The organism is Mycobacterium celatum (assembly GCF_002101595.1).
Lineage (GTDB): Bacteria > Actinomycetota > Actinomycetes > Mycobacteriales > Mycobacteriaceae > Mycobacterium > Mycobacterium celatum.
In genome coordinates, this window is record NZ_LQOM01000014.1 from 98,059 (window position 1) to 123,129 (window position 25,071).

General features: G+C 66.4%; 25 protein-coding genes and 1 pseudogene. 10 read left to right on the top strand and 16 right to left on the bottom strand.

Annotated features, from left to right (window positions below):
- Position 1: 1 nt before the first annotated feature.
- The 6 genes from AWB95_RS02795 to dtd all read right to left on the bottom strand — a co-directional run bounded on the left by AWB95_RS02795 (position 2) and on the right by dtd (position 4,875).
- Positions 2-778, bottom strand: a complete 777-nt coding sequence (locus AWB95_RS02795; protein ID WP_232315608.1) for an HAD family hydrolase — start codon at positions 776-778, stop codon at positions 2-4.
- Positions 775-1,668 carry a class I SAM-dependent methyltransferase gene (locus tag AWB95_RS02800; protein ID WP_062539398.1) on the bottom strand — a complete coding sequence of 298 codons (894 nt, stop codon included), beginning with the start codon at positions 1,666-1,668 and terminating at the stop codon, positions 775-777. Before AWB95_RS02800 ends, AWB95_RS02795 begins: the two co-directional genes overlap by 4 nt.
- A complete protein-coding gene (locus AWB95_RS02805) occupies positions 1,665-2,516 on the bottom strand; it encodes a hypothetical protein (protein WP_062539399.1) in 852 nt (283 codons plus the stop codon). The genes AWB95_RS02800 and AWB95_RS02805 overlap by 4 nt, the downstream gene beginning before the upstream one ends.
- Positions 2,517-2,543: 27 nt before the next feature.
- Positions 2,544-3,401 carry an MEDS domain-containing protein gene (locus AWB95_RS02810; RefSeq protein WP_084707030.1) on the bottom strand — a complete coding sequence of 286 codons (858 nt, stop codon included), beginning with the start codon at positions 3,399-3,401 and terminating at the stop codon, positions 2,544-2,546.
- Entirely contained in the window at positions 3,398-4,345 is a 948-nt protein-coding gene (locus AWB95_RS02815) for a sensor histidine kinase (protein WP_062539401.1), read from the bottom strand. Before AWB95_RS02815 ends, AWB95_RS02810 begins: the two co-directional genes overlap by 4 nt.
- Before the next feature lie 98 nt (positions 4,346-4,443).
- The gene (dtd, locus tag AWB95_RS02820; protein ID WP_062539402.1) at positions 4,444-4,875 is read right to left on the bottom strand and encodes a D-aminoacyl-tRNA deacylase; all 432 of its coding nucleotides are present in this window, start codon (positions 4,873-4,875) and stop codon (positions 4,444-4,446) included.
- Positions 4,876-4,909: 34 nt separating this feature from the next.
- Here dtd and AWB95_RS02825 point away from each other — a divergent pair, with 34 nt between their 5' ends.
- Positions 4,910-5,215, top strand: coding sequence for an MTH1187 family thiamine-binding protein (locus tag AWB95_RS02825; RefSeq protein ID WP_062539403.1), 306 nt, complete (start codon positions 4,910-4,912; stop codon positions 5,213-5,215).
- On the opposite strand, the gene AWB95_RS02830 is transcribed toward AWB95_RS02825, so the two are convergent.
- On the bottom strand, positions 5,212-5,706 hold the full coding sequence (locus AWB95_RS02830; protein WP_062539404.1) for a macro domain-containing protein: 495 nt from the start codon (positions 5,704-5,706) through the stop codon (positions 5,212-5,214). The genes AWB95_RS02825 and AWB95_RS02830 overlap by 4 nt on opposite strands.
- Positions 5,707-5,724: 18 nt before the next feature.
- On the opposite strand from AWB95_RS02830, the gene AWB95_RS02835 reads away from it, so the two are divergent.
- Positions 5,725-7,005: a competence/damage-inducible protein A gene (locus AWB95_RS02835; protein WP_062539405.1), complete on the top strand. Its 1,281-nt coding sequence runs from the start codon at positions 5,725-5,727 to the stop codon at positions 7,003-7,005.
- A gap of 74 nt (positions 7,006-7,079) precedes the next feature.
- On the opposite strand, the gene AWB95_RS02840 is transcribed toward AWB95_RS02835, so the two are convergent.
- The 3 genes from AWB95_RS02840 to AWB95_RS02850 are packed head-to-tail and all read right to left on the bottom strand — an operon-like array spanning position 7,080 to position 10,636.
- Positions 7,080-8,465, bottom strand: a complete 1,386-nt coding sequence (locus AWB95_RS02840; RefSeq protein WP_062539406.1) for an adenylate/guanylate cyclase domain-containing protein — start codon at positions 8,463-8,465, stop codon at positions 7,080-7,082.
- A 9-nt stretch (positions 8,466-8,474) separates the two neighbouring features.
- The gene (locus tag AWB95_RS02845) at positions 8,475-9,725 is read right to left on the bottom strand and encodes a sialate:H+ symport family MFS transporter (RefSeq protein WP_099539457.1); all 1,251 of its coding nucleotides are present in this window, start codon (positions 9,723-9,725) and stop codon (positions 8,475-8,477) included.
- Complete coding sequence (locus tag AWB95_RS02850; RefSeq protein WP_062539408.1) at positions 9,722-10,636, bottom strand: alpha/beta fold hydrolase; 915 nt, start codon at positions 10,634-10,636, stop codon at positions 9,722-9,724. The genes AWB95_RS02845 and AWB95_RS02850 overlap by 4 nt, the downstream gene beginning before the upstream one ends.
- Before the next feature lie 62 nt (positions 10,637-10,698).
- On the opposite strand from AWB95_RS02850, the gene AWB95_RS02855 reads away from it, so the two are divergent.
- From AWB95_RS02855 to AWB95_RS02870, 4 genes and pseudogenes are all read left to right on the top strand, one after another.
- Positions 10,699-11,763 carry an amidohydrolase family protein gene (locus AWB95_RS02855; RefSeq protein ID WP_062539409.1) on the top strand — a complete coding sequence of 355 codons (1,065 nt, stop codon included), beginning with the start codon at positions 10,699-10,701 and terminating at the stop codon, positions 11,761-11,763.
- 111 nt (positions 11,764-11,874) lie between these two features.
- Positions 11,875-13,359, top strand: a complete 1,485-nt coding sequence (locus AWB95_RS02860; RefSeq protein ID WP_085167609.1) for a glycoside hydrolase family 183 protein — start codon at positions 11,875-11,877, stop codon at positions 13,357-13,359.
- A gap of 516 nt (positions 13,360-13,875) precedes the next feature.
- On the top strand, positions 13,876-14,445 hold the full coding sequence (locus tag AWB95_RS02865) for a hypothetical protein (RefSeq protein WP_062540276.1): 570 nt from the start codon (positions 13,876-13,878) through the stop codon (positions 14,443-14,445).
- 62 nt (positions 14,446-14,507) lie between these two features.
- Positions 14,508-15,263: pseudogene (locus AWB95_RS02870) on the top strand (hypothetical protein).
- Between the two features lie 6 nt (positions 15,264-15,269).
- Here AWB95_RS02870 and AWB95_RS02875 read toward each other — a convergent pair.
- Positions 15,270-16,487 (bottom strand): acyl-CoA dehydrogenase family protein, encoded by a 1,218-nt coding sequence (locus AWB95_RS02875; RefSeq protein ID WP_062540275.1) that lies wholly within the window; start codon positions 16,485-16,487, stop codon positions 15,270-15,272.
- 122 nt (positions 16,488-16,609) lie between these two features.
- Between AWB95_RS02875 and AWB95_RS02880 the strand changes: the two genes are divergently transcribed.
- Entirely contained in the window at positions 16,610-17,827 is a 1,218-nt protein-coding gene (locus AWB95_RS02880; RefSeq protein WP_062540278.1) for an alpha/beta hydrolase, read from the top strand.
- On the opposite strand, the gene AWB95_RS02885 is transcribed toward AWB95_RS02880, so the two are convergent.
- Genes AWB95_RS02885 through AWB95_RS02895 form a run of 3 tightly spaced genes read right to left on the bottom strand, consistent with a single transcriptional unit; the run spans position 17,824 to position 19,564 of the window.
- On the bottom strand, positions 17,824-18,504 hold the full coding sequence (locus tag AWB95_RS02885; protein ID WP_062540274.1) for an alpha/beta hydrolase family protein: 681 nt from the start codon (positions 18,502-18,504) through the stop codon (positions 17,824-17,826). The two genes, AWB95_RS02880 and AWB95_RS02885, sit on opposite strands and share 4 nt — an antisense overlap.
- A gap of 7 nt (positions 18,505-18,511) precedes the next feature.
- A complete protein-coding gene (locus AWB95_RS02890; protein ID WP_139818448.1) occupies positions 18,512-19,057 on the bottom strand; it encodes an Rv1352/Rv1906c domain-containing protein in 546 nt (181 codons plus the stop codon).
- Between the two features lie 48 nt (positions 19,058-19,105).
- Positions 19,106-19,564 carry an STAS domain-containing protein gene (locus AWB95_RS02895; RefSeq protein WP_062540272.1) on the bottom strand — a complete coding sequence of 153 codons (459 nt, stop codon included), beginning with the start codon at positions 19,562-19,564 and terminating at the stop codon, positions 19,106-19,108.
- A 143-nt stretch (positions 19,565-19,707) separates the two neighbouring features.
- On the opposite strand from AWB95_RS02895, the gene AWB95_RS02900 reads away from it, so the two are divergent.
- Complete coding sequence (locus AWB95_RS02900) at positions 19,708-20,142, top strand: nuclear transport factor 2 family protein (RefSeq protein ID WP_062540271.1); 435 nt, start codon at positions 19,708-19,710, stop codon at positions 20,140-20,142.
- Positions 20,143-20,173: 31 nt separating this feature from the next.
- Here AWB95_RS02900 and katG read toward each other — a convergent pair whose 3' ends face one another.
- On the bottom strand, positions 20,174-22,294 hold the full coding sequence (katG, locus tag AWB95_RS02905; RefSeq protein WP_084707147.1) for a catalase/peroxidase HPI: 2,121 nt from the start codon (positions 22,292-22,294) through the stop codon (positions 20,174-20,176).
- A gap of 92 nt (positions 22,295-22,386) precedes the next feature.
- Positions 22,387-22,809, bottom strand: a complete 423-nt coding sequence (locus AWB95_RS02910; protein ID WP_084707146.1) for a Fur family transcriptional regulator — start codon at positions 22,807-22,809, stop codon at positions 22,387-22,389.
- A 199-nt stretch (positions 22,810-23,008) separates the two neighbouring features.
- On the opposite strand from AWB95_RS02910, the gene AWB95_RS02915 reads away from it, so the two are divergent.
- Entirely contained in the window at positions 23,009-24,250 is a 1,242-nt protein-coding gene (locus AWB95_RS02915; RefSeq protein WP_062540269.1) for an acyltransferase family protein, read from the top strand.
- A 93-nt stretch (positions 24,251-24,343) separates the two neighbouring features.
- Positions 24,344-25,045: an Rv0518 family GDSL lipase gene (locus AWB95_RS02920; protein ID WP_062540268.1), complete on the top strand. Its 702-nt coding sequence runs from the start codon at positions 24,344-24,346 to the stop codon at positions 25,043-25,045.
- The last annotated feature ends 26 nt before the right edge of the window (positions 25,046-25,071 follow it).

The following is a 25,071-nucleotide window of genomic DNA, read 5'->3' on the forward strand; positions in this document are numbered from 1 at the left end:
ACTACCCGCCGAGTCCGGCCAGCAACCGCCTGCCCCGCCGGCCGCCGGCGTGAGCGACTCGCAGCACCGGCCACCCCCGCTCGGCGGACACCGCCGCCAGCCGCGGGCGCGGGTTGACCGGTCGGGGGTGGCCGACCAACGACATCAGCGCCAAGTCCTCGTCGCCGTCGGCGTAGAAGTAACTGTCGTGCAGCTCGATGCCATTGTCGACGCAAAAGTTCTGTGCGGCAGCGGCTTTCTTGGGGCCCCAGACGATGGGCCGGGTGATGTCGCCGGTCAGCAGGCCGCGGTCGTCGAGCTCGAACTGGTTGCACAGCACGTGGGTGATGCCCAGATAGCGGGCCACCGGCCGCGTGTGGATGGTGAGCGCCGACGAGCTGAGCACCACAGTGTGCCCGCGCTGCTGATGGGCCGCCACGATGTCGCGCATCCCGGGGAATACCCGTGCCGCGATGCGCTCGGCGAACAGCCGCTCTCCGAGCTGGTCGAGGTCCGCCAAAGACTCACCGCGCAGATAGCCCGCACCGCGCACGACGAGCCGCTCGAATTCCATGCGCCCGAACCGGTATCGCATCATCGCTTCCACCACCCCGAGCACTTCGCCGAGCCTGGCCTGTCGGCTTCGGATCCGGTGCCCGGCGTGGGCGGTGGCAGTGAAGCCGGCGACCAGCGTGCCGTCGAGGTCGAAGAACGCGCCCACCCGCGGGCCCGGTGGACCGGCGGCGATTTCGGCGACGACCTCAGATGGGTGCACGCCGTAGTACTCTGCCCTACTCACCGCGTTGCCGTGACGTATTCGGAGTGCATGATGGCGTCGATCTGCGCGTCCACCTCCGGCGGAGTCCTGCCGTAACCGGCTTGCAGCTGCAGCGTGTTGCGCACGGGGTCCACGTTCCAGCCGCGGTCGGTCAGCCACTGTGCGGGCTTGGTTTTGGTCTTTTCGTCGTACGTCAGAGCGGAGAAGTCGACGTCACCGGACATGTTCAGCCCGGGGTAGGCCGCTTCCAGCGCCGAAAGCCGGTCTTGGTCGAGACAAGACCCGAGGGCGCCGATCGCGATACGGCTGGCCGGCGCCGAGAGCTGGTCGATGCGGGCGAACAACGCGTCTTGGGCTTGGCCGGTCAGGTAGGGCAGCAACCCCTCCAACGACCAAGCGGTCGGCTTGTCCGGAGCAAAACCGGCGGCCCGCAACGCTATCGGCCAGTCTTCGCGCAGGTCCGCGGCGACCTCCACGCGATGCGCAGCCGGCTCGGCCGCCTGCTCGGCGAGCACCCGGGATTTGAACTCCAGTACTTTCGGCCGGTCGACCTCGAAAACTGTTGTGCCGCTAGGCCAACCGAGCCGGTAGGCACGCGAGTCCAGGCCGGCCGCCACGATGACGGCCTGCCGTATGCCGCTTCCGGTGGCCGCGACGAAGAATTCGTCGAAGAACCGGCTCTGCACCCCGTAGAGCCGCGGAAACGCCGTCGCAGTCTCCGACGTCGGCGGATTCGCCATCACCCCGGTCAGGTACGGATCCCCCGACGCGGTGACGAAAAGCTTCGCGTAGTCGTCTCGCACCAGCGGGTCGGGGCTGGTGGCATGAACGGCGCGCCATCCGGCCACCAGCAGCGCGGTGTAGCCCACGCTGCTGACAATGTCCCACTCGTCGTCGTCGGAGCGGATCATCCGTCAGCCTCGAACACGTACGAGCCGACGGTCGTCACCCGGTCGTCGGCGCCCTCGTCGTGCATGATCGTGCGCACCGCGACCACACCGCCCGCACCCGAAATCGGTTCGGCCTCAACCCGAAACGGGCCGACCTTACCCCGCGCCACGAACATCACCTGAGACGACGTGCCCTGCAGCTGATCCGTTCCGGCGACATGCGCGGCCTGATCGATGGCCGCGGCCTCCAGCACCGCGAACTGCGGACCGATGTGCAGCGCGGCATCGGGTGAGGCGACCTCGGCGGCCAGCTCCGGCAGCGCCCAGTGCCCGTCGGCGCGACGATGTCCACCGAACACGTGCCACAGTGGGGGCAGATCGGGGGAGTCGACGACCTCGATCGGCTCGACTGCCATCCGGTTCAGACCCTCGGGCGGGGTGCCGATGGTGATGCCCTGGCCCTGGGTCAGCGCGACCACGCGGGTGGGCCGGTCGGCGTCGACGATGCGGGAGCGGCTATAGCCCATCTGCCGGCCACGTTTGATCACCTCGGTCCGCATTTCGATGCGTCGCACATCTCGGCCCGGGTCGAGGACCTGGCAGGAGTGGACGACCGGGTTGGGCACCTCCTCCAAATCGGACATGCCACCGCCCTCCGGGGACGCGATGCCGAGGACGGCCAGCAGTATGCCGCCGGCCGGATTGCGCATGTCGCGGCGCAAGGTGACGGTGTCGTCGACGGGACCCAGGTCCATCGATGCATAGCTGCGGCCGATATAACGGTAACTCAGCAGTCCGCCCCACCGGCGGCGAAGCTCGGCCGCATAGGCGTCGCGTTCATTGGCGAGCTCACGGATATCGCGCAGCATCCGGCTCCCTTTCCGTCATCGGCAAGCCTACGATGCGGCGTCCACCCGCACGTGGGTGAGACCGAGCACCTCGATGAGCCGGGTGATGGTCGGCTGATTGGTCGCCCGCACCACTTTGCGATCGTGCTCGCGGGCGCGCTCCTCCACCGCGTACAGCTGTTTGTGGCCGAGAAATTCGAGCTTCTTGGCGCCGATCCGCAAGATGTTGCCTCGCAGCAACGGCCAGAGACGTCGCAGCGCCGCGTCGAACAACTCGTCGGAGGCGGCGTCGATCTCGCCGGCCAACGCCAAATCCAGCTCGGCATCGGGGTCGGCGTAGATCCGGAACATCACCGACCCTTCGCTGACGAACGGGTGCAGGCAGATCAATTCGTCTGCCGCCGCGCCAAGTTGGTCGACGTCGTAGGCGCAGAGCGCCGAAAACGGCAGCTCCGCCATCTGCCGATCGACGAGGTGCTCCAAGCGCGCCAAGGCGTCACGCTGTTCGGCCGTCCGTGCCGCCGGTGTGACATCGCTGACGGCGCGAAACACGCTGTAGCCCTTGGCTGTTGCCTGATCGACGGCGTCAAGGTATTTGGCCACCGCGCCGTCGGCGTCGATGACGTCGGTGTCGGGACAGTAGACGTAGTAGTCGCGGGTCGGCCACGCCTCGATGCGGCCGGAGTCCAGGTGCTGGCCGATGCCGGGCATCGCCACCAGCTCCGCGCGCAGCTGCTCATGGCTTCTGTCGGCGGCGTAGGCGATGTACTGGTTTTGGCGCAGCCCGTCGGCAATGTATTCCGCTGCACGGCTGAGCAATTCGGCCCTACTGTGGTAGCCCCAGGCCAAGTGTCCGAACGGGGCCAGGCCGGCGGCCGAATCCACGACAGCATGTCGACGCGTCATGCCGTCCCTTCCACGCTGAGGTAGGCGTGGATGGTTGTCTCGCCCGGATGACTATGTATGCGCACCAAATCGGCGACGGCATTGACCACATACAGGCTCGGGCCGCGCCCGGTGTCGCGGTCATAGGGCCGCCGCCCGGCGAGCGGGTCGTCGAGATGCCCGCAGTCGCGTGCTTCGCAGACCAAATGACCGTCCTGGTGCCACAGGGCAAGCCGGCACGGCCCGCCCGAATGCATCAGGCTCGAGGTGGCCAGCTCGTTGGTGATCAGTTGCAGATCCGCGATCCTGCCGGCCGGTAATCCAAACCACCGGCCGTAGCCGGCGGCGAAATTGCGTGCGCCGCCGAGGTCGGCGAGTTTTCGCGCCGTGTATCGCACCGCGGCGTCGTGCGTCGGCAATGGTCGGTAGTAACGTTGCCACACCGCATCGGGGGCGTAGGACGGGCTTTGTTGGGCGGGCGAACCGGGCTGCCAGAGCACCGGGTGGGTACAGCCGGCGTCGGCGATGACGTCGGGGCCAAGGTGGGTGACGTCGTAGGGACAGACCACCGTCACGTCGCGGCCCGTGAAGGCGTGGTTGATCAGCGCCTCGTGCTGCACGCAGGCGGGATACTCGACTTCCGATCGGGTCGGCCAAATCGGTTGGCCGATCATCCGAACCGGCTCGTCGCGATGCTTCTCGACGAAGCCGCTGAGAACCTCGCCCAGGATCCGGCCGGGATTGCGCCCTGCTTCGGTCATGTCGGCCATGACCACGTGGGCCGCGGACCGGCCCAACCCGTCACACAGCGCGGCCAGATTCGGTCCGGGCACCGCGACCAGCACCGGATTACCCTCGTCCAGCGCCTCGGAGATGAACGGCAGCAGGCAATCGAGGTACTCCTGCTGCGTGCGATAGAACAGCGCCTGGTGGGCGAAGCCGCCCCGCTCCAGTGCATCGGTCATCTGAGCCGCTCCATAACTTCCCAGCGGATACGACATACCCGCGCTGGCAGTACCCGAATCATCGCAGCCCCCGAACCGAAACCCCGCAGGCCCCGAAGTCACAGTTCGAGCAGAAGGGTCACCGGTCCGTCGTTGATCAGTTCGACCTTCATGTGCGCGCCGAAAACGCCGGCCTCGACCTGCGCACCCAATTGCCGCAGATCGTTTACAAACGCCTCCACCAGGGGTTCTGCTACCGCGCCGGGGGCGGCGGCATTCCATGACGGCCGCCGACCTTTGACGGTGTCGGCGTAGAGGGTGAACTGGCTCACCACCAGGATCGGTGCGCCGATGTCGGCGGCCGATTGTTCGTCGTCGAGAATGCGAAGCTGCCAAAGCTTTTCGGCGAGCCGACGCGCCTTGCCGGCGTCGTCGTCGTGGGTGACGCCGACGAACGCGAGAAGTCCCTGGCGTTCCGGCCGGATCGCGCCCACCACCCGGCTGTCCACCGACACGCTCGCCGAAGAGACCCGCTGCACCAGAACTCGCACGGACTCGATGCTGCCATCCCTCTAGAGTCGAGCTATGTCGGTACTGGTCGCGTTCTCGGTCACCCCGCTGGGTGTTGGCGAGGGGGTCGGTGAGCTGGTCGCCGAAGCGGTGCGGGTGGTCCGCGCCTCCGGCCTGCCCAACAAGACCGATGCGATGTTCACCGTGATCGAGGGCGACAGCTGGGACGAGGTGATGGCCGTCGTGCAACGCGCCGTCGAAGCGGTGAAGACGCGCACACCCCGGGTCAGTGTGGTGATCAAGGCCGATTGGCGCGACGGCGTCATCGACGCGATGAACCGCAAGACCGAATCCGTCGAGCGCTACCTTTCGGAGCGCTAAGACTGGGCCGCGGCACGAAACGCCTGCTCGGCCTCGTCGCCGTGAACCGCGAACACCACCCGCTCGAGCGAGCGCGGCTTGTGCTGCCGCACCGCGCCGACCATCAGCCGCGCCGCCTCGTCGACGGGGAAACCTCCGACGCCGGTGCCGAACGCCACCAGCGCCAGCGAGCGGCAGCCGAGCTCGTCGGCCTTGCGCAAGGTGGATCTCGTTGCGTTCTGGATGATCTCCGCCGATGTGGGCCCGCCGAGTTCCATCGTGGCCGCATGGATCACATAGCGTGCCGGCATGTCGCCGGCGGTGGTCTCGACGGCTTCGCCGAGGCCGATCGGCGCCTTCTCGTTGGATTCCCGCTGCACCGCCGGCCCGCCGGCGCGGGAGATGGCCTTGGCGACGCCGCCGCCGTGTTTGAGTTCGGTATTGGCCGCGTTGGCGATCGCGTCGACCTCGAGCTTGGTGACGTCGGCCTGAAGCACTTCGATTTCGATCATGACCTTAGTGTCGTACCAGTGAGCGCACGTGCGGGCATTGTTGTCACCGGTACCGAGGTGTTGACCGGACGAGTCCAAGATCGCAACGGGCCGTGGCTCGCCGATCGGCTTCTGGAGCTGGGGGTCGAGCTCGCGCACATCACGATCTGCGGCGACCGCCCCGGCGACATCGAGGCGCAGCTGAGGTTCATGGCCGATCAGGGCGTCGATCTGATCATCACCAGCGGTGGCCTGGGCCCGACGGCCGACGACATGACCGTCGCGATCGTGGCGCAGTTCTGCGAGCGTGAGCTGGTGTTGGACGCCGAGCTGGAAGGCAGGATCGCCGCGATCCTCAAGTCGTTGATGGCGCGCATTGGCGGCGACTTCGACGCCGTGCGCGCGGCCAACCGCAAGCAGGCGATGGTGCCGGCCGGGGCAGTGGTACTCGACCCGGTGGGAACAGCTCCCGGCGTCGTCGTTCCCGGCAAGCCCACCGTGGTGGTGCTGCCCGGGCCGCCGCGCGAGCTGCAGCCGATGTGGCGCACCGCGGTGCAGACGTCCGCTGTCCAGGACGCGATCGCCGGGCGGACGGTTTACCACCAGGAGACGGTGCGGATGTTCGGGCTGGCGGAATCCGGGCTGGCCGAGAGCCTGCGCGACGCCGAGGAGCGGCTGCCCGGTTTCGGCTCGCTGGAGATCACCACCTGCCTGCGGCGCGGGGAAGTCGAAATGGTCACCCGCTACGAGCCCGACTCGGCCGGCGTATACCGGCGACTGGTCGCGTTGCTACGTGAAAAGCATGGCGAGCACATCTTTTCCGAAGACGGCTCATCCGTGGACGATCTGGTGGCGCAGCTGCTGACCGGCCGCCGGATTGCGACGGCGGAGTCCTGCACAGCCGGGCTGCTGGCGGCGCGGCTGACCGAGCAGGCGGGTTCTTCTGCGTACGTCTCCGGGGGAGTGATCGCCTACGCCAACGAGGCCAAAGTTGAGCTGCTGGGCGTGGATTCGGCGTTGATCGAATCCCACGGTGCGGTGTCCGAACCGGTGGCGGAGGCAATGGCGGCGGGCGCGCTGCGCCGCTTCGGCGCGGACACCGCGGTCGCGATCACCGGGATCGCCGGTCCCGGCGGAGGAACCGAGGACAAGCCTGTCGGCACAGTGTGCTTTACCGTGTCGCTGGCCGACGGCCGCTCGGTGACCCGGACGGTTCGGCTGCCCGGTAACCGCGCCGACATTCGGGAGCGCTCGACGACGGTGGCGATGCACATGCTGCGGCGAGTGCTGGGCGGCGGCAAGGACGGATCGACCAGATAAACGCCGTCGGGTGTGAATCCTGGGTTTCGAGTGTGCAGCCCGGGCGGGCTGCGGCGCGAGTTTCCGCCGTACGTTCACGCTCGATGCCCAGGATTCACAGTCGATGTCGCTTCATCGCGTACCAGGGCGCACAGCTGCCAGCGGCCCGGCACGCCCTTGAGTTCGTGTTCGCCGCGGTCGGCGAATCTGCGCCGCGAGCCGGTGACGATGTCGCGCACCGTCGACGACACGAGCACCTCGCTCGGGCCGGCTAAAGCGGCCACGCGCGCGCCGATGTGCACGGCCATGCCGGCAACGTCCGTACCGCGCACCTCGACTTCGCCGGCGTGGATACCCACCCGCACCTCGATGCCGAGCACCCGCACCGCGTCGACAATCGCGTCCGCACAAGCGATCCCGGCGCTCGGGCTGGTGAACGTCGCCACGAAGCCGTCGCCGGCCGTGTTCACTTCGCGACCGCCGAACCGCTCCAGCTCGTGGCGAATGATGGCGTCGTGGTTGTCGAGCAGGTCGCGCCACCGACCGTCGCCTAGGGCCGCAGCGCGCTCGGTTGAGCCGACGATGTCAGTGAAAACGATTGTGAGAAGTACACGTTCGGCGTCGAAGCCACTTCGCACACCGGTGATGAACTCTTCGATCTCGTCGAGCATCGGCGCATTGTCGCCCACCCAGTACAGGGAATCGGTACCCGGCAGTTCGACGAAGCGCGAACCTGCGATGTGCTCGGCGAGGTAGCGGCCATGCTCGATCGGAATGAAGTCGACGCCACTGCGATGCAGGATCAATGTCGGCGCGGCGATGCATGCGAGCCTGTCGCGGACGTCGGAGTCGATCACCACCTTGGTCGCTGCACGGGCCATGCTCGGCGACGCCGCACGGTTGCCGGCCAGATCCCACCAAGCCCGAAACGCGCCATCACGGGCAACACTCGGCGCCACGATGCCCAGCATGTCGAAGCCCTGCTCCACCGCATCCGGCTCTATCCCGACCGTCATGAACGATTCAGCGGTATTGGGGTTCGCGCCCACCGGATAGTCGGGCGCCCGCAACACACGTGCTGCGCCGTTCACGATCACCAGACTGCGGACGCGTTCGGGGTAGTTCGCGGCGAGGACGATTCCGACCATGGCGTTGAAACTCGGCGCGAAGATCGCTGCCTGCTCGCAGCCGACCGCGTCCATGACCGCGACCGCATCCTCGGCCCAGAACTGCGGGCCCTGCATGTCGGGTGACGGGATACGTGACGACAAGCCCATCCCGCGGAAGTCGAAGCGGATCACCCGGCTGAACGACGCCAGGCGCCGGTGGAACCGGTACATCGACGGCTCGCTGTCGATCGTATCGACCGGGATCGACGGCCCGGGCACCACCAGCAGATCCGTCGGACCGTCGCCGAAGACCTGGTAGGCAATGTCGATCTCGCCGCACTTCGCGTAGCGAGTTCGCGGGCCCTGCGCCACGGGCACAGGCTAGTTCACGGCACCGACAGAGCGGGCAGTCCGCTCGGTCCCGAACCGGATCCCGGTGGCATCCCGGCCAACCGCCGTCAACAGCGCAACCACGATCAGCACCGGCACAATCGTCGCGGCCAGCGCGAACGGATAGCCATGGGAATCGGCCAAGCGTTCCTGAATAGGAAGATTGAAAGCGGCCAGGAGATTGCCGAGCTGATAGGTCACGCCGGGGTAGAAGCCGCGGATCGCATCCGGCGACATCTCCGTCAAATGCGCCGGGATCACGCCCCAGGCGCCTTGCACAACAACCTGCATCAAAAAAGCGCCAAGGCACAGCATGGCCGCGGTCCGCGAGTACGCGAACAACGGCACGATCGGCAGACCCAGCACCGCACAGAACACCACGGTGTAGCGGCGGCCCAACCGTTGGGAAAGTGTGCCGAACGTCAGGCCACCGACAATCGCGCCGATGTTGTAGATCACCACGATCGACTTGGTCGTCGCGGGGGAGAGGCCGGCGCCGGCCGACAGGAACGTCGGGTAGACGTCCTGCGTACCATGGCTCATCCAGTTGAACGCGGTCATCAACAGCACCAGGTAAATAAACCTGCGCACGATCGCAGGGTCGGCCAGCACATCGCGAATCCTGGTGTGAGTCAAGCGCATCCGGTCCTGGACCGCCTCCCACACCTCGGATTCCTTCACTCGGTAGCGGATGATCAGGCTGACCAGAGCGGGGATGATGGACAGGCCGAACAGCCAGCGCCACGACAACCCCAGCCAGTTCATCACCACCAGCGACGCCACCGTCGCCAGCAGATAACCGAATGCGTAACCCTCTTGCAGCAGACCGGAGAAAAATCCGCGTCGCTGCACTGGAACCTTCTCCATCGCCAGTGCGGCGCCCAGTCCCCATTCGCCGCCCATGCCAATGCCGTACAGCAGCCGAAGGATCACCAACACGGTGAAATTGGGTGCGAACGCACATAAAAAGCCGACCACGGAATAGAACGTGACGTCCACCATCAGCGGCAGCCGTCGACCCACTCGGTCGGCCCACAGCCCGAACAGCAGCGCGCCCACAGGACGCATCACCAGGGTGGCTGTCGTCAGGAACGCGACTTCAGTCTTGCTGTGGTGGAAGGTTTTTGCGATATCGGCGTAGACCAGCACCACCAAGAAGTAGTCGAACGCATCCATCGTCCAGCCCAGCAACGCCGCGATGAATGAATTACGCTGGTCGGCGGTGAGCCGCTGTGCACTCACTTCTTTTCGGCGTTGTCCCATGCCTCGATGATGGTGCGCAGAATCTCCTCGGCACGGCCCAGCCCGGCCAGGTGGCTTTCGCCGGGCAGGTGATACATCTCGGCGTCGGGCAGCCGGGAAACGACATGTTGACCATGGGCGAACGGAACGATGTGGTCGCGGTCGCCGTGCCACCAGTGCACCGGCACCTTGACCTGCTCGAGCCGAAAACCCCAATCGCGCGCGAAGACCACGACGTCGGCGAACGGCGCCGCCAGTTGCTTGCGGCTGCCGTTGAGCAGGTCGTCGAGGAACATCGCCTTGAACTCGGGGCGGACCAGTAGCCGCCGATCCGCTTCGGGTGAGATCCGTGCGTAGGCGTAGAGCGCGGGCTCGGCAACCGGGCGGATCAGCCAGATCAAGGCGACCGCCGCCAGCCTGATCGGCAGACCAACGCGCTCGAGCAGCGGCGCGACGTAAGAGCCCAGGGCCATCACCCCGCCGCCGATCGCGTCGGCGCCCTGGGTCGGTGCGACGCCACCGAGCACTCCGACCGTTATCACCCGATCGGGCATCGCCGCCGCGCAGCCCAGCGTGTACGGGCCACCGCCGGACAATCCGATGACGGCCATCTTATCGATGCCCAGCGTGTCCGCCACGGTGCGCAGGTCGTCGGCGAACGCGACGACGGTGTCGTACTGGTAAGGCGTGGAGGAGCCGATCCCGGGCCGGTCGATGCCGATCAGCCGGATGCCGTGGTCTTCGGCGTAGACGCGGGCCTCGGTGGGGATCTGCCGACGGGCGCCCGGAGTGCCGTGCAGCCAGAAGATGGCCCGCCCCTGCGGATCGCCGAATTCGGCGAACCCGAGTTGGCGGTCATCGCCGACGGCGATGTTGCCTTCCAGCTTGGGGCGAGCGATAGCGATAACCATGACCAGAGTGTTTCATGTGCGGTGTACGTCGAACCGCAGATTGCTGTAGGAGCGGAGCAAGCATGCGAATCATCGACGCCGACGGCCACGTCGCAGAGAGCCCGTCGCTCGCCGTCGAAGCGATGCAGCGCTGGCCCGGGCACGTCACCGCCAGCACCGACGGGCGGCCCAGGTTGCGGATCGAGGGCCGCAACTACCCGGAGGACCACGGGCCGGGTGCCGGAGTGCCCGTCGAGCACGGGCTGACCAAGGCGGCGGGCCTCAATTGCCGGTCGGCCGACGGTGTCCTCGGCGACGCCGACCGCGACCACATCGACACGATGGTGCTCTATCCCAGCCTGGGCCTCTGCGCACCGACCCTCGAGGATCCCGAGTTCGCCGCAGGGTTCGCGCGGCTCTACAACCAGTGGGTGGCCGACTACTGCCGTCCGACGAACGGCCGACTGCGCGGCGTCGCGGTGACCCCGATCGAGCACGGGCAGGTCGCCATCGACATCATGCGCGAGGCCAAGGATCTCGGGCTGGCCGCCACACTGCTGCCCCCGGCGTTGAAGACCCGCAACCTCGACCACCCCGACCTCGACCCCTTCTACGCCGACGCCGTCGACCTCGAGATGCCGCTCGGCATTCACGGCGTGCCCGGCTTTCACCTACCGAAGATCGGCGTCGACCGTTTCACGAATTACATCCAGGTGCACTGCATCAGCTTCCCGTTCGACCAGATGACGGCGATGACGGCGCTGGTCTCGGGCGGCGTCTTCGATCGGCACCCGCAGTTGCGGGTGGCGTTTTTGGAGGCCGGTGTGGGTTGGGTGCCGTTCTTCATCGACCGCCTGCACGAGCATTACGAGAAACGCGGCGATTGGATCGAGGGTGGCTGGCAGCGTGACCCGCAGGAGTACGTGCAGGCCGGCAACATCTGGGTGACCTGCGAGCCCGAGGAGCCGATCCTGCCCGGGGTCATCGACGTGCTCGACGCCGACTTCATCATGTTCGCCAGCGACTACCCGCACTGGGACGGGGAGTGGCCGGAGAGCACCAAGCATCTGCGCACTCGTCCCGACATCAGCGACGACGCCCGCGCCAAGATCGGCGGCCTCAACGCCCAGCGCTTTTACGGGCTCTAGCCAGGCGGGTAGGCGCCCCGCAACGGTTGCGACACGGTCACGGATTCATACCTATCGCAGGCTCAGTGGTCACATGAACCTCATTGATCACTATCGTCACATGAGCCAGCTGTGGATGCCAATTCGGCGTCCTGCCACGCGGAAAGGTGTGACGTGTCGCCGGTTCCTCGAATCTTGTCGCTCTCGGTGGTGTCGGCGGCCGTGGTCGGACTCATCCTTCCGGTAGGCCTCGCGCCGCCGGCGGCCGCCTTGCCCTGCAGCGCGCCCGAAGCGAATGTCGAGCCGCCGCCCATGACCCCGCAGGTGCCGATGCCGGGGCCGGTCGTGCGACCGCCGACGGGGCGCAAGCCGCGCGGGGCCAACGAGCAGGCGCCGCTGCCAAGGCTAGGACCGCTGATTTCGTCGTTGCTGCACCCCGGCGGCCGCGCCCCGGTGCGACAGCAGGCGGCGGTGGTACCACCCGGACCCGGCACCCCACAGCCGCCCAATGCGGCTCAGCCAGTTCCGAATGCCGCCCCCGAGCAGGCGCCGCCGGATGCAGGGCAGCCCGGGGGGATCGCGGGTGCCCCGACATCGCTCGTCGAGTGGGTGACCGGCCCCAACGGCCCGAACCAAACCCTTCAACGTTTCGGCATCTCGGGAACCGACCTCGGAATCCTTTGGGACAACGGCGATCCCGCCAACCATCAGGTGTTGATGGCGTTCGGTGACACGTTCGGCTATTGCAGCGTGAAGGGCCAGCAATGGCGGTATAACACGTTGTTTCGCAGCTCGGACCGCAATCTGTCCGACGGAATCGCGGTGGCGCCGGGTGTGGTCAACGATAGATATTCCGGCTCGCCGGTATGGCAAACGGGCATGTCCAAACAGGTCATCAACAGCATCAAGGCGGCGCCACACGAGACCGGGATCATTCCCACCGCGGGCATATCGATCGGCCGCACCCAGTACGTCAACTTCATGTCGATCAGGGAATGGGGCCGCGACGGCGAGTGGTCGACGAACTATTCGGCGATCGCGATGTCCCCCGACAACGGCCAGAGCTGGGGGGTGTACCCGGGCACCGTCCGCTCGGTCTCGCCGGAGAGTGTTCCGGGTGCCCGCTACGTTCCGGGAAATGAGAATTTCCAGATGGGCGCGTTCATGCGGACCGGCGACGGGTACGTCTATTCGTTCGGAACGCCGGCCGGCCGCGGGGGTTCGGCGTATCTGGCGCGGGTTCCGCAAGGGTTTATCCCGGACGTCACCAAATACCAATATTGGAACGGCGACTCGAACTCGTGGGTCCCCAACAACCCGGGCGCGGCCACTCCGGTTATCCCGGGCCCGGTCGGCGAAATGTCCGCGCAATACAACAACTATTTGAAGCAATACTTGGTGCTTTACACCAACGGTGCCAACGACGTGGTGGCAAGGACCGCCCCGGCTCCGCAAGGACCGTGGAGTCCCGAGCAATTGCTGGTGTCGTCATTCCAGGTGCCCGGCGGCATCTACGCGCCAATGATGCATCCCTGGTCGACGGGCAAGGACCTGTACTTCAATTTGTCGCTGTGGTCCGCCTACGACGTGATGTTGATGCACACCGTGCTGCCCTAGCGGTGTCGGACCGCTGAGGCTGCGAAATCCCTTGTCCCCGAACATGTTAAGAACGTATCCGGGAAAAGTGTAGGCCGCTGGCCCGCGGTATTGCATGAGGACCGCTGACACGCCACACCGGCACGACCTGTGATCGACGCGCGCCGACGCCGCGGCGCACGCCCCAGGGGCACGTTGCCGGCCACTGGCCGGCGCCGGATTGCTCGCTGTGAGCATCGCGGCTATCTTCTCGGTGACGGCGACCCCGACGGCCCCGTCTCACCTGTCCGTGTCACGGCTCGCGCATCGACATTCGCGACGGCACCCTGCTGCGCGGTCCGGCGACGGTCAGCCAGCCTGGACTTGAGGTGCGCGAAAACGACGGACGGATCGAGGTCCGCGGGTCTCTCGCGGCCAGCGGCGAATCGGCACCGCCCCGAGACCCTTCGAATGCCGACGCATATTGTTGCCTCGGCACCGTTACCGATACTCTCGTCCGTGCAGTCGACGACGCACACCAAACAGAATTGAGGGGCCATGGGCGAATTCGATCCGAACGAAGGCGAAGCGCAAGTCATTGTCAGTCTTGCCGAGGCGGCAATGCACATGTACCGGGCTGCCATTGATTCGTTGCCTTTTCCTGAGGACAAGAAGTTCCAGAAACGGGCCGAGGTGGTTCTTTCCGGTCTGCGTAAACTGCGCGCAGGTTTGACTGATGCAGCAACGCAAAGCAGGTCCACATCCTCGGTCATCGTGGCGCTCAGCGATGTTCGGCGACGCTACGACGACCTGATGGCACGCGCCGCATCTGCGCCCGGATCGAGTCTCGGCCAGCAGCTCTACACCGCACGAATTCGAGCCAAGTTGTCGGCCGAGGAAGCGGCCCGCGGCGTCGGGCTGCGTCCCGAGCTGCCGGACGAGCTGGAGGCGGGTGCCACTCCCACCGAAGAAGAGGTCGTGAAGGTCCACCAGCTCATCGCCGCCCTGCGCGAGGTGGTCGGCGACGAAGACATCGAGGCGCCGGCCGAAACGCATCTCAACGGCTGGGACGAGGCGCTGACCGTCAACGGCGCCGAACACGACGAGGCCGAGGCCGCGGCGCACTGATCGCTGGTTTGACCGCGATGGGGCGCTGCGAATGCGTCACCGTTTGACGCGCTCACGGCGTCATGGCTGACAACGAGCTCGACGAACTGTATTCGGTCAAGCCGGACGGCTTCACCGCGCTGCGCAGCCAGCTGGCCACAGCGGCAAACCAGCGCGGTGACGCCACCGCCGCCAAACGGATCGCCGCGGCCCGCAAACCCACCACCGCGGCGTGGATCGTCAATCGGCTTGTGCTGCGGCACAAGGAAACCAAACGACGGCTCACCGAACTCGGCGACCGCCTGCGCGCCGCGCACGCAGCGCTGGACGGCGACCGGATCCGGCGGTTGTCGGCCGAACAACACGAACTCGTCGCAGAACTCGGCCGCAGAGCCTTCCAGACGGCCGGGCTGACCAACCCGTCGGCGACGCTGCGCGAGGACGTCACGGGCACCCTGCAGGCGGCGGTCGCCGATCCGGCTGTGGCAGCCCGGCTCGGCCGGCTGACCAAAGCCGAACGCTGGTCGGGGTTCGGCGGGTTCGGCGAAGCGGCGGAACCAGCGCCGGAAACTTCTCACAAGGACAGCCGTCTCGACGCGCTGCGGGCGGCGTTGGCCGCAGCCGAGCAAGCCAAGGCGCAGGCTGACGACGCGCTATCGCAGCGGCACGAAGAACTGGCGGCGGCTCGGTTTCGCCATGACGAGGCCCGTCGGGACCTGCGGCGAGGCCCAGCGGGCGCTCGACGCCGCCGACAAGGCTTATGACCGGGCCAAGCAGCCAGCCGCGACGCCGCGGAATCGGTGAAGGGGTCCAAGGCACGCCTCAAAACGCGCAGCTAGCCGAAGTCAGCGGATCGTCAGACCGGTCAGCGCCCTGCCGATGACGAGTCGCTGGATCTCGCTGGTCCCTTCGAAGATCGTGAAGATCTTGGCATCTCGATGCATCCGTTCGACGGGATAGTCACGGGTGTAGCCGTTGCCACCGAGAATCTGGATGGCTTCGTCGGTGACGTAGACGGCGGTTTCGCTGGCGTACAGTTTGGCCATCGAGCCTTCGGCGGAGCTGAACGACTTGTTGTTCCGCTGCATCCAGCCGGCCCGCCACACCAACATCCGGGACGCGTCGATGCGGCTCTTCATGTCGGCCAGCTTGAACGCGATGGCCTGGAATTCGGCGATCTTCCGGCCGAATTGCTCGCGCTGGCAAGCATATTCCAGGGCGTATTCGTAGGCGGCGCGCGCAATACCCAACGCCATCGCGCCTACTGCCGGGCGCGTGCGCTCGAACGTCATCATCGCGGCCTGGCTGGAGGTTCGTTCACCCGAACGGATTTTCGCCAGCCGGCGCTCGAAACGTTCTCTGCCGCCCAGGATCAACTCACCCGGAATGTGGACATCGTCGAGCACCACCTCGGCGGTGTGGGAAGCACGAATGCCGTGCTTCTTGAACTTCTGGCCCTGCGACAGGCCTTTCGTACCGGGCGGCACGATGAATGTGGCCTGGCCGCGGGTGCCCAGCTCGGGATCCACCGACGCAACCACCACGTGCACGTTGGCGATCCCGCCGTTGGTGGCCCAGGTTTTGGTGCCGTTGAGCACCCACTCGTCGGCGGCTTCGTCGTAGACGGCCCGGGTGCGCACTGCGCCGACGTCGGACCCGGCGCCGGGCTCGGACGAACAGAATGCGGCCAGCTTGGGGTCATCCGGAGTGCCGAACATTTGCGGCAGCCACTCGGCGAGCTGCTGCGCAGTGCCGTTGGCCGCCAACGCCGCCGCGGCCAAGCCGGTGGCCAGGATGGACAACGCGATTCCGGCGTCGCCCCAAAAGGTTTCCTCGAACACCGTCAGCAGCCCGAGCCCACTCGGCTCGGCCGCCATCTGCGCGAACAGATCCGGGGTGTACAGCCCGACCTTGGCGGCCTCCTGGATGATCGGCCACGGCGTTTCCTCGCGCTCGTCCCACTCGGCCGCCGCCGGCCGGATGACAGACTCGGCGAACTTGTGTACCCAGTCACGAACGTGCGCGACCTCCTCGGGCAGTTCCAGCGAGAACATCGCGTCCATCAGGGCTCCTATCGGGCGGGCGGGCACGCGCCAGTGTAGACCGGCCGCGCATACAGTAAACGCTTGTATACTCAACGCACAAATCACCGGGTCGGGATCCTGCACACATTGGGGGAGTGACGATGCAGCGCAGCGACATCCGCGCAGTCGGCGAGCTGGCCGGGGAGGCGTCCGCAGTCCTGACGGCGCTCGTGCGGGGGATGCATGCGGGGATCGCCGAGCGTGTCTTCGCGTCGATCGGGCCATCGGCGGCGCCGACCAGGGCGGTGCACAACGCCCTGGCGCACGGCATCTATCGCGGTGTGGACGGCGGTATTCGCGGCGCCGCCCGCGCGGCGAGCGCGGTCGCCTCCGGGGTGTGGGGCGACGACGGCGACGGCGAGCTTCTAGCGCGCCGCAGAATCGCCAAGACCATCGCCGCGCTCAACGGGGTGTACGGGGATCAGTTGGCCGATCACGGAAACAAATTCGCCGACGGGATGCAAATCCGTCACTGCGGCAACCCAATTCCCGTCACAGCCGAGTCGATGGCCACAGCGTTCCCGACGGCCACCGGCCGCGTCGTCGTCTTCCTGCACGGCTGGTGCCTGACCGAGTGGTCCTGGTCTCGCGCACCGCGCGCGGGCGACGACGGGCGCAGCTACGGCGAACGCCTGCGCGACGAGCTCGGCTTCACACCGGTTCATCTGCGGTACAACACCGGACTGCACATCTCGGCCAACGGCCGCGCGCTCGCCGACTTGCTGAACCGCCTGCACGCCCAATGGCCCGTTCCCGTCGACGAGCTCGTGCTGGTGGGCCACTCGATGGGCGGTCTGGTGATCCGAAGCGCATGCCATTACGGCGCGCAGCAACAACATCGGTGGACAGACGCGGTGAGTCATGTTGTGTGCCTTGGCTCCCCGCATCTGGGCGCGGACCTGGAAAAGGGTGTCAACGTTGCGTCGTGGGCGATGGCCCGGCTACCTGAAACACGCGCAATTGCAGGCTTTTTGAACACCCGCAGTGCGGGGGTCAAAGACCTGCGTTTTGGCTCCTGCCTCGACGAGGACTGGTGCGACGCCGATCCGGATGAGTTTCTGCGGGATCGTTGCCGAGAGGTGCCGTTTCTTCCCGGCGCCACCTATCATTTCGTGGCCACGACTTCCGCGCCGGCGCTGGTCGGGCTTGTCGCCGGCGATTACCTGGTACGGCCGGCAAGTGCGTCGGGACGCGGAAAGTCGCGCTCGATTCCGTTCGAGCCCGAGCACGGGCTGACCTTGGCCGGGTTGCACCATTTCGATTTGCTGAACCACCCGCAGGTCTACGCCAAGCTGCGGGACTGGATCGCCCAGCGTTAACGCGGGATCCCGGCTGCAGCAGCGATGCGGGCGGCCACGTCGGCCGCGTCGGCCAACGTGTCGGGGTCGTGGCCGGCCGAATAGCGGTCGGCGACAGAGTCGTAGCCGGCACCCGCGATCGAGCCGTGATCGGCGGCGAGTTCGATCAATTCCACCGGCCAGTCGTGCTGCTCGAGCGCCGAAGCGAACTCACGGCTCACTGCCACCGGAACGGCATGGTCGGCAACGCCGTGCAGCAACGTGAACGGCGAGCGGTGCTGCGCATCGGGCAACCATGCGTCCGGCCGCTTCCCGGTGATCGGGTCGGGCACCATGAATGCACCTGCCAGACAGACGGTATGGGCGAAATGCACGCCGTACCGGCTTGCCTGTGCCGTCAGCCCGGCCGCGGCGGCGCCGCCCAGCGACCAACCGACGAGCACGAGCTCGTCGGGCTCCTCGGCTCGCTGCCGGGCAAACTCCACCGAGCGCAGCAGATCGTCACGCCCGCCGTCGTCGGCGTGAGAATTCCAGTCCGGCGCCACCACGGCCAGCCCATGGCCGGCCACCAGCTCGGCCAGCGGGCGAACGGCAGTGCGGGCATTGCTCTGCTGCCCGTGCCACAGCAACACGGTTCGCCGCCCGCGATCGCCGACAAGGTCGACGAGCCGACCGGGCGCGTATTCGACGGTTTCCATGCCGCAATCAGGACTTGGGCGGTTGCGCTCCGTTGAGGATCCCGTTCAGGATGTCCATTCCCGCCTTGGTTTCCGCGGGCGATCGACCGGCGTCCGGATTGGCCGAGTCATTCTTCTGCCAGGGTTGACAGCCGTCGGTCTTGAACGCCTTGTCGCTGGCCTCAATCTGGACGACCTGAGGCTTCTTGGTCATCGCGCTGTCGAGGATCTCGTTGCCGTTGTCGCCGCTGCCGAGCCGCTTCCAATAGCACGCACCCTTGTTGACCGGACCCGCGGACGTATAGACGCCCGGTGCGATGTCGGTGCCCACGACGTACTTGCCGTCGTGGTCGATGGTCGTCTTCGGCTGCCCCTGAGCCTGCGGCTGCCCCGGCTGCGGCTGCGCAGGCCCGGGACCGTGACCAGGACCAGGACCAGGACCAGGACCGGGTTGCCCCGGACCGGGCTGGTGGGGCTGCGGCGACGGCGTCGGGTCGGCGGTCGCAACGCCGGAGGCCACACCCCAACCGGCGAGAAGCAGCGCCGCGGCAAGCGCTATCGGTTTGGACCTCACGACCAGCAGCATACCGATAAACCTGCAGTGGCGCGGTGGCCTGCGGCGTTACGCGGTCTTGTTCAGCAGCGGCATCAGCAGCCGACGGCGTGCGGAGATGGCGTCGGCGAAGTAATGCAGCGCTTCATGCACGGACTCCGCCACGGGGAACAAGCCCTCTTCGTTGGTGATCTGCAGCACTCGGGTGACTGCCGGACTTGCAACTAGTGCCCACTCGACTCCGGCGGTGCGGCAGTCGTCGTCGATGCGGTAAAGCAGCCGAATGCCTTCGGAGGCAAGGCAATCCACGCCGCTCAAGTCCAACACGATGGGCTTGTCGGACAGAACGAAATGCCTACAGTACTCACTGACCCGTTCGACGTTCATCGCGTCGATCGCACCGCTGATCGTCACCACAGTCGCCAGGTGCCGGCACTGCGCGCGGACCTGCGCGCCGCCGCAATCGATCACCGGACTGCCGTAGCGCGGCGTGAAGTCGGCACCTGATGTACCAAGCGATTCGGTCATGAGCGGCCTCACTTCTCGATCAGGTTGCCGAAATACGCGGGCAAGGAATTGACCCAACCTGATCGCGACGCTAATGGGCTACTCTAAGGTCACCGGGTGCAACGCATAATACTTTGCTAAGAAAGAACTTTCGGACAGCCCGCATGGACATTCAGCGCATCGGCGACGAACTCGAGATCGCCGCACTGCTCAACCGCTACGCCCGGGCCGTCGACACCAGAGATTGGGACCTGTACCGGTCCGTTTTCACTGACGACGCGCGGATCGACTACTCGTCGGCCGGGGCGATCGCCGGCTCCCGCGACGAAGTCGCCGACTGGCTGGCGCAGGGCTTCGCCACTATCCCCATGTCGATGCACTACATCACCAACATCGAATCCGACGTCGACGGGGATACCGCGCGGGTGCGCGCGATGTTCTACAACCCGATGCAACTGCCGGGGATGACCGAACTCAGCTACTGCGGCGGTTACTACCACCACGAATTGGTGCGCACTCCAGAGGGATGGCGCAGCCGCAACCTGGTCGAGGACAACGTCTGGTTCGTGAACGGCACGGCACCCCGCGAGCCCTGGTAGCTCGCGGGGTGCCGCTGGTTGTCGGCGCCGATCAGGCGAGGTCGAACCGGTCCAGGTTCATCACCTTGTTCCACGCGGCCACGAAGTCGGCCACGAACTTCTCCTTTGCGTCGTCGGCGCCGTAAACCTCCGACAGCCCGCGCAGTACCGAATTCGAACCGAACACCAAGTCGACAGCCGTGGCGGTCCACTTGAGTTGGCCCGTTGCCCGATCGCGAACCTCGTAGACGTTTTCCGTGGACTCGGAAACCTTCCACTCGTTGTCCATGTCGAGCAGATTCACGAAGAAGTCGTTGCTCAACGTCCCTGGACGGTCGGTGAAAACGCCGTGCTTGGCTTGACCAAAGTTAGCGTCGAGTGCACGCAGGCCGCCGATCAGCACCGTCATCTCCGGAGCGGTCAGATTCAACATGTAGGCGCGGTCCACCAGCAGGGTCTCCGGCGACAACTTCTCGCCGCCGCGCAGGTAGTTGCGGAACCCGTCGGCCTTGGGTTCGAGAACAGCGAACGACTCCACGTCGGTCTGCTCCTGGGAGGCATCGGTGCGTCCCGGCGCGAACGGGACCGTGATGCTGACCCCGGCCTTCCTCGCCGCCTCCTCGACCGCTGCGCAGCCACCCAGCACGATCAAATCGGCCAGCGAGATCTTCTTGCCGCCCGACTGTGCGGCATTGAAGTCCTTCTGCACCTGCTCGAGGACCTGCAGCACCTTGGCCAATTCGGCGGGGTTGTTTACCTCCCAATCCTTTTGCGGCGCAAGTCTTATGCGGGCACCGTTGGCGCCGCCTCGCTTGTCGGTGCCGCGGAAACTCGCCGCCGACGCCCATGCGGTGGACACCAGCTGCGGGATACTCAGCCCCGACTCGAGCAGCTTGGTCTTCAGCGCCGCAATGTCCTTGTCGTCGACAAGCTCGTGGTCGACGTCAGGTACGGGGTCTTGCCACAGCTGTGGCTCGGCAACCCAGGGGCCGAGATAGCGCGAAAGGGGCCCCATGTCGCGGTGCAACAGCTTGTACCACGCCTTGGCGAACTCCTGCTCCAACTCCTCGGGGTGGTCAAGCCAGCGCCGGGTGATCTTGCCGTAGATCGGATCCATCCGCAGCGACAGGTCCGTCGTCAACATGGTCGGAAGACGCTTGGTGGACTGGTCGAACGGGTCGGGGATGACGGGCTCGGCGTTCTTGGCGGTCCACTGCCAGCAGTCGGCCGGGCTCTTGGTCAACTCCCACTCGTAGCCGTAGAGGGTCTCCAGGAAGGAGTTGTCCCACTTCGTCGGGGTAGGCGTCCATACCACCTCGAGGCCACTGCCGATCGCGTCGCGGCCCTTGCCGCTGCCGAACGCGCTCTTCCAGCCCAGACCCTGCTGTTCGATCGGGGCAGCCTCAGGCTCGGGACCGACAAGGTCGGCGGGGCCCGCGCCGTGCGTCTTGCCCACCGTGTGCCCGCCGACGATCAGCGCCGCCGTCTCGACGTCGTTCATCGCCATCCGGCCGAACGTCTCCCGGATGTCGATGGCGGCCTTGAGCGGATCCGGTTCGCCGTTGGGCCCCTCCGGGTTGACGTATATCAGGCCCATCTGGGTGGCGCCGAACGGCGGGTGCAGATCTCTCTCGCCGCTGTAGCGCTCATCGCCGAGCCAACTGTCCTCGGGCCCCCAGAAAATCTCCTCGGGCTCGTAGATGTCCTCTCGGCCGAAGCCGAAGCCGAACGTCTTGAACCCCATGGCTTCGTAGGCACAGTTGCCGGCGAAGATGATCAGGTCGGCCCAGGAGATCTTCTTGCCGTACTTCTTTTTGACCGGCCACAGCAGCCGGCGCGCCTTGTCCAGGATCACGTTGTCGGGCCAGCTGTTGAGCGGCGCGAAGCGCTGGGCTCCTTCGCCGCCGCCACCGCGGCCGTCGTGGATGCGGTAGGTGCCTGCCGCGTGCCAGCTCATCCGAATGAACATCGGTCCGTAGTGGCCGTAGTCGGCGGGCCACCAGTCCTGCGAGGTCGTCATCACCTCAACGAGGTCGCGCTTCAGCGCCTCCAGGTCGAGCTTCTTGAACTCCTCCGCGTAGTTGAAGCTATCGCCCATCGGATTGGCCTGGGGCGCATGCTTTTTCAGAACCGACAGATCCGGTTGGTTGGGCCACCAGTCCCGGTTGGTCATGGGCCGGTGCGCCGTCGGGGTCGGGGAGGGGATTGCCGGGTTTTCGCTTTCTGACACCGGGTGCTTCCTTTCGGGGGTAGGTGAATAGGTGATCAGGTTGTCGAGCAGTCGGGGCACAGACCCCAATAGATGACCTCGGCCTCGTCGAGGCAGAAGCCGTTATCGTCCGACGGGGTGAGGCACGGCGCCTCTCCGACGGCACAGTCGACGTCGGCGATGGCCCCGCAGGACCGGCAGACGACATGGTGGTGGTTGTCGGCGACCCGCGACTCGTAGCGAGCCACGTGCCCGGACGGTTGGATCCGTCGCACCAGGCCCGCGCCGGTCAGCGCCGCCAGGACGTCATAGACGGCCTGGCGCGACACCGTGGGCAGGCCGAAGCGCACCGCTTCGAAGATGGTCTCGGTGTCCGCGTGCGGATGCTCTTGCACGGCCTCCAGAACCGCAAGCCTGGGGCGAGTCACGCGTAGATCGGCCATACGCAGTTGCTCCGCGTAATCCCGACTCGAGGACACAGTAGGAATATTGCCCCTTTTCTGGAATGAGTCAATACTTTGTCGGGCGTTGTTCCGGTCGACCCGCTGCGCCCGGCTCCGCCGCGCTTGCGATCGCCGCTGGTACTCTCCGAGACGCTGCCGCGTGAGAGGCGGCCGTGTCCGGCCGGCCGACGCAGTGGCGCGAACGAAACAGCAGTGACGTCCCGGAAAGGGTGTTGTGCGCAGCGGAGACATCAAGGCCCTCACCGGTCTTCGCATCATCGCCGCCGTGTGGGTAGTGCTGTTCCACTTCCGCCCGCTGCTGCGCGAGTCGGCACCCGACTTCAGCGACGCCCTCGCACCGGTACTCAACTGCGGCGCGCAGGGCGTCGACCTTTTCTTCATCCTCAGCGGCTTCGTGCTGACCTGGAATTATCTGGACCGGATGGGCTGGTCATGGTCCACGCGCGCCACATTGCACTTCCTGTGGCTGCGGCTAGCCCGCGTCTGGCCGGTCTATTTGGTCACCTTGCACCTGGCCGCCGCGTGGTGGATCTTCACGCTGCACGTCGGGCACGTGCCGTCGGAGGACGTGAGCCGACTGACCGCTGTGAGCTATGTGCGCCAAGTCCTGCTCGTGCAGCTGTGGTTCCAGCCGTACTTCGACGGATCGAGCTGGGACGGCCCGGCCTGGTCGATCAGCGCCGAATGGTTGGCCTATCTGCTGTTCGGCGCACTGGTGCTGGTGATCTTCCGGATGGCGCACGCCACCAGAGCCCGGAGCCTGGTCTTTCTCGCGATCGGCGCGTCGCTGCCGCCCGTGCTGCTGTTGTTGGCCAGCGGGCAGTTCTACACGCCGTGGAGCTGGTTGCCCCGCATCGTCATGCAATTCACGGCGGGAGCACTGGTCGCCGCGGCCGTCATGCGGCTACGTCTCACCGACCGCGCGCGGCGCGGCGCCGGATACGTTGCCCTGCTGCTCACCGCCACCGTCGTGGGTCTGCTCTACCTGCTCGACGCCTACCCGATACCCGGGGTCATCGACAGCGGCGGCATTGTCGACGTGCTGTTCGTCCCGCTGGTGATGACGCTTGCAATGGGAACCGGCAGTCTGCCGCGGCTGCTGTCGGTCCGGGCGATGGTGTTCGGCGGCGAGATCTCGTTCTGCCTGTACATGGTGCACGAATTGGTGCACACCGCCTGGATATGGGCCGCCCGGCAGTTCCAGCTCACGTTGCAGGGCACCGGGGGCAAGCTGATGGTCGTCGGCCTGCTCGCGATCGCCACGGTCATCGCGATCGTGCTGTTCCACTTCGTGGAAGAGCCAGCCCGCCGCTGGATGCGCCGGATGGTCGACGTCGGGGCCCCGGGGACGGAGCCGCAAGTCGACCTGGGCGCCGGTCCGGTGAAGGCCAAACTCCAACCGATCGACGGCGCTCGCGACGAGCGCAGCAAGGCGATTGCCATGCGCGCTGGCTAGCTGATCGCGTCGACCGCGAATTCCAACTTTTTGCTCATACGATGCCGCTAACACGGGGCACGCTTGACGATGTATTGAACAGTGGAGGTAAGGGTGGGTCGCCTGGCCGCGTTGGTCGTCTCACTGGCCTTTGCGATCGGCACGATCGACATGGTCAGCGGATACCGGGCGCCGGCGCCGCCCTACCGGACAGTCACGTTAGGCTCCGCGGTCAACCACGTCGCGGTCATCGGGGACTCCTACACCACCGGTACCGACGAAGGCGGCCTGGGACCGAAGGCATGGACCGCGCGCGCTTGGGCGACCCTTGCCCGGCAGGGAGTGCAGATCGCGCCCGACGTGGCGTGCGAAGGCAGAGCCGGATATGCCGTGCGCGGCGACCACGGCAGTGTTTTCGAAGACCTGACCGCGAGGGCGGTGCACCCCAACGACGCGCTGGTGGTGTTTTTCGGCTCGCGCAACGACCAGGGCGTCGAACCGGAGATCCTCGGCCAGATGGCCCACGACACACTCGATTTGGCGCGCCGCACCGCCCCGGCGGCCAGACTTCTGGTGATCGGCCCGCCGTGGCCCACGGCCGATCCACCCGAGGCCGTACTGCAGGTTCGCGACATCATCGGCGACCAGGCTCGGGCCGTGGGCGCAACGTTCGTCGACCCGATCGCCGAGCATTGGTTCGTCGGCAAGCCCGAGTTGATCGGTCCAGACGGCGTCCACCCAACCGACGCCGGGCATGGGTACATGGCGGACAAGATCGTGCCGCTGATCCGCGCCCAGTTACCGCGGCTGACCTGAATCATGTTGCGGCGCTGACGGAACCA

Coding starts and splice junctions, on each gene's coding strand:
- AWB95_RS02800 (WP_062539398.1), bottom strand. CDS start 1,668: ATGATCCGCTCCGACGACGACGAGTGGGACATTGTCAGCAGCGTGGGC.
- AWB95_RS02900 (WP_062540271.1), top strand. CDS start 19,708: ATGGACATTCAGCGCATCGGCGACGAACTCGAGATCGCCGCACTGCTC.
- katG (WP_084707147.1), bottom strand. CDS start 22,294: ATGACCAACCGGGACTGGTGGCCCAACCAACCGGATCTGTCGGTTCTG.
- AWB95_RS02880 (WP_062540278.1), top strand. CDS start 16,610: ATGCAGCGCAGCGACATCCGCGCAGTCGGCGAGCTGGCCGGGGAGGCG.
- AWB95_RS02805 (WP_062539399.1), bottom strand. CDS start 2,516: ATGCTGCGCGATATCCGTGAGCTCGCCAATGAACGCGACGCCTATGCG.
- AWB95_RS02810 (WP_084707030.1), bottom strand. CDS start 3,401: ATGACGCGTCGACATGCTGTCGTGGATTCGGCCGCCGGCCTGGCCCCG.
- AWB95_RS02855 (WP_062539409.1), top strand. CDS start 10,699: ATGCGAATCATCGACGCCGACGGCCACGTCGCAGAGAGCCCGTCGCTC.
- AWB95_RS02885 (WP_062540274.1), bottom strand. CDS start 18,504: ATGGAAACCGTCGAATACGCGCCCGGTCGGCTCGTCGACCTTGTCGGC.
- AWB95_RS02875 (WP_062540275.1), bottom strand. CDS start 16,487: ATGGACGCGATGTTCTCGCTGGAACTGCCCGAGGAGGTCGCGCACGTT.
- AWB95_RS02895 (WP_062540272.1), bottom strand. CDS start 19,564: ATGACCGAATCGCTTGGTACATCAGGTGCCGACTTCACGCCGCGCTAC.
- AWB95_RS02825 (WP_062539403.1), top strand. CDS start 4,910: ATGTCGGTACTGGTCGCGTTCTCGGTCACCCCGCTGGGTGTTGGCGAG.
- AWB95_RS02815 (WP_062539401.1), bottom strand. CDS start 4,345: ATGACCGATGCACTGGAGCGGGGCGGCTTCGCCCACCAGGCGCTGTTC.
- AWB95_RS02865 (WP_062540276.1), top strand. CDS start 13,876: ATGGGCGAATTCGATCCGAACGAAGGCGAAGCGCAAGTCATTGTCAGT.
- AWB95_RS02850 (WP_062539408.1), bottom strand. CDS start 10,636: ATGGTTATCGCTATCGCTCGCCCCAAGCTGGAAGGCAACATCGCCGTC.
- AWB95_RS02830 (WP_062539404.1), bottom strand. CDS start 5,706: ATGATCGAAATCGAAGTGCTTCAGGCCGACGTCACCAAGCTCGAGGTC.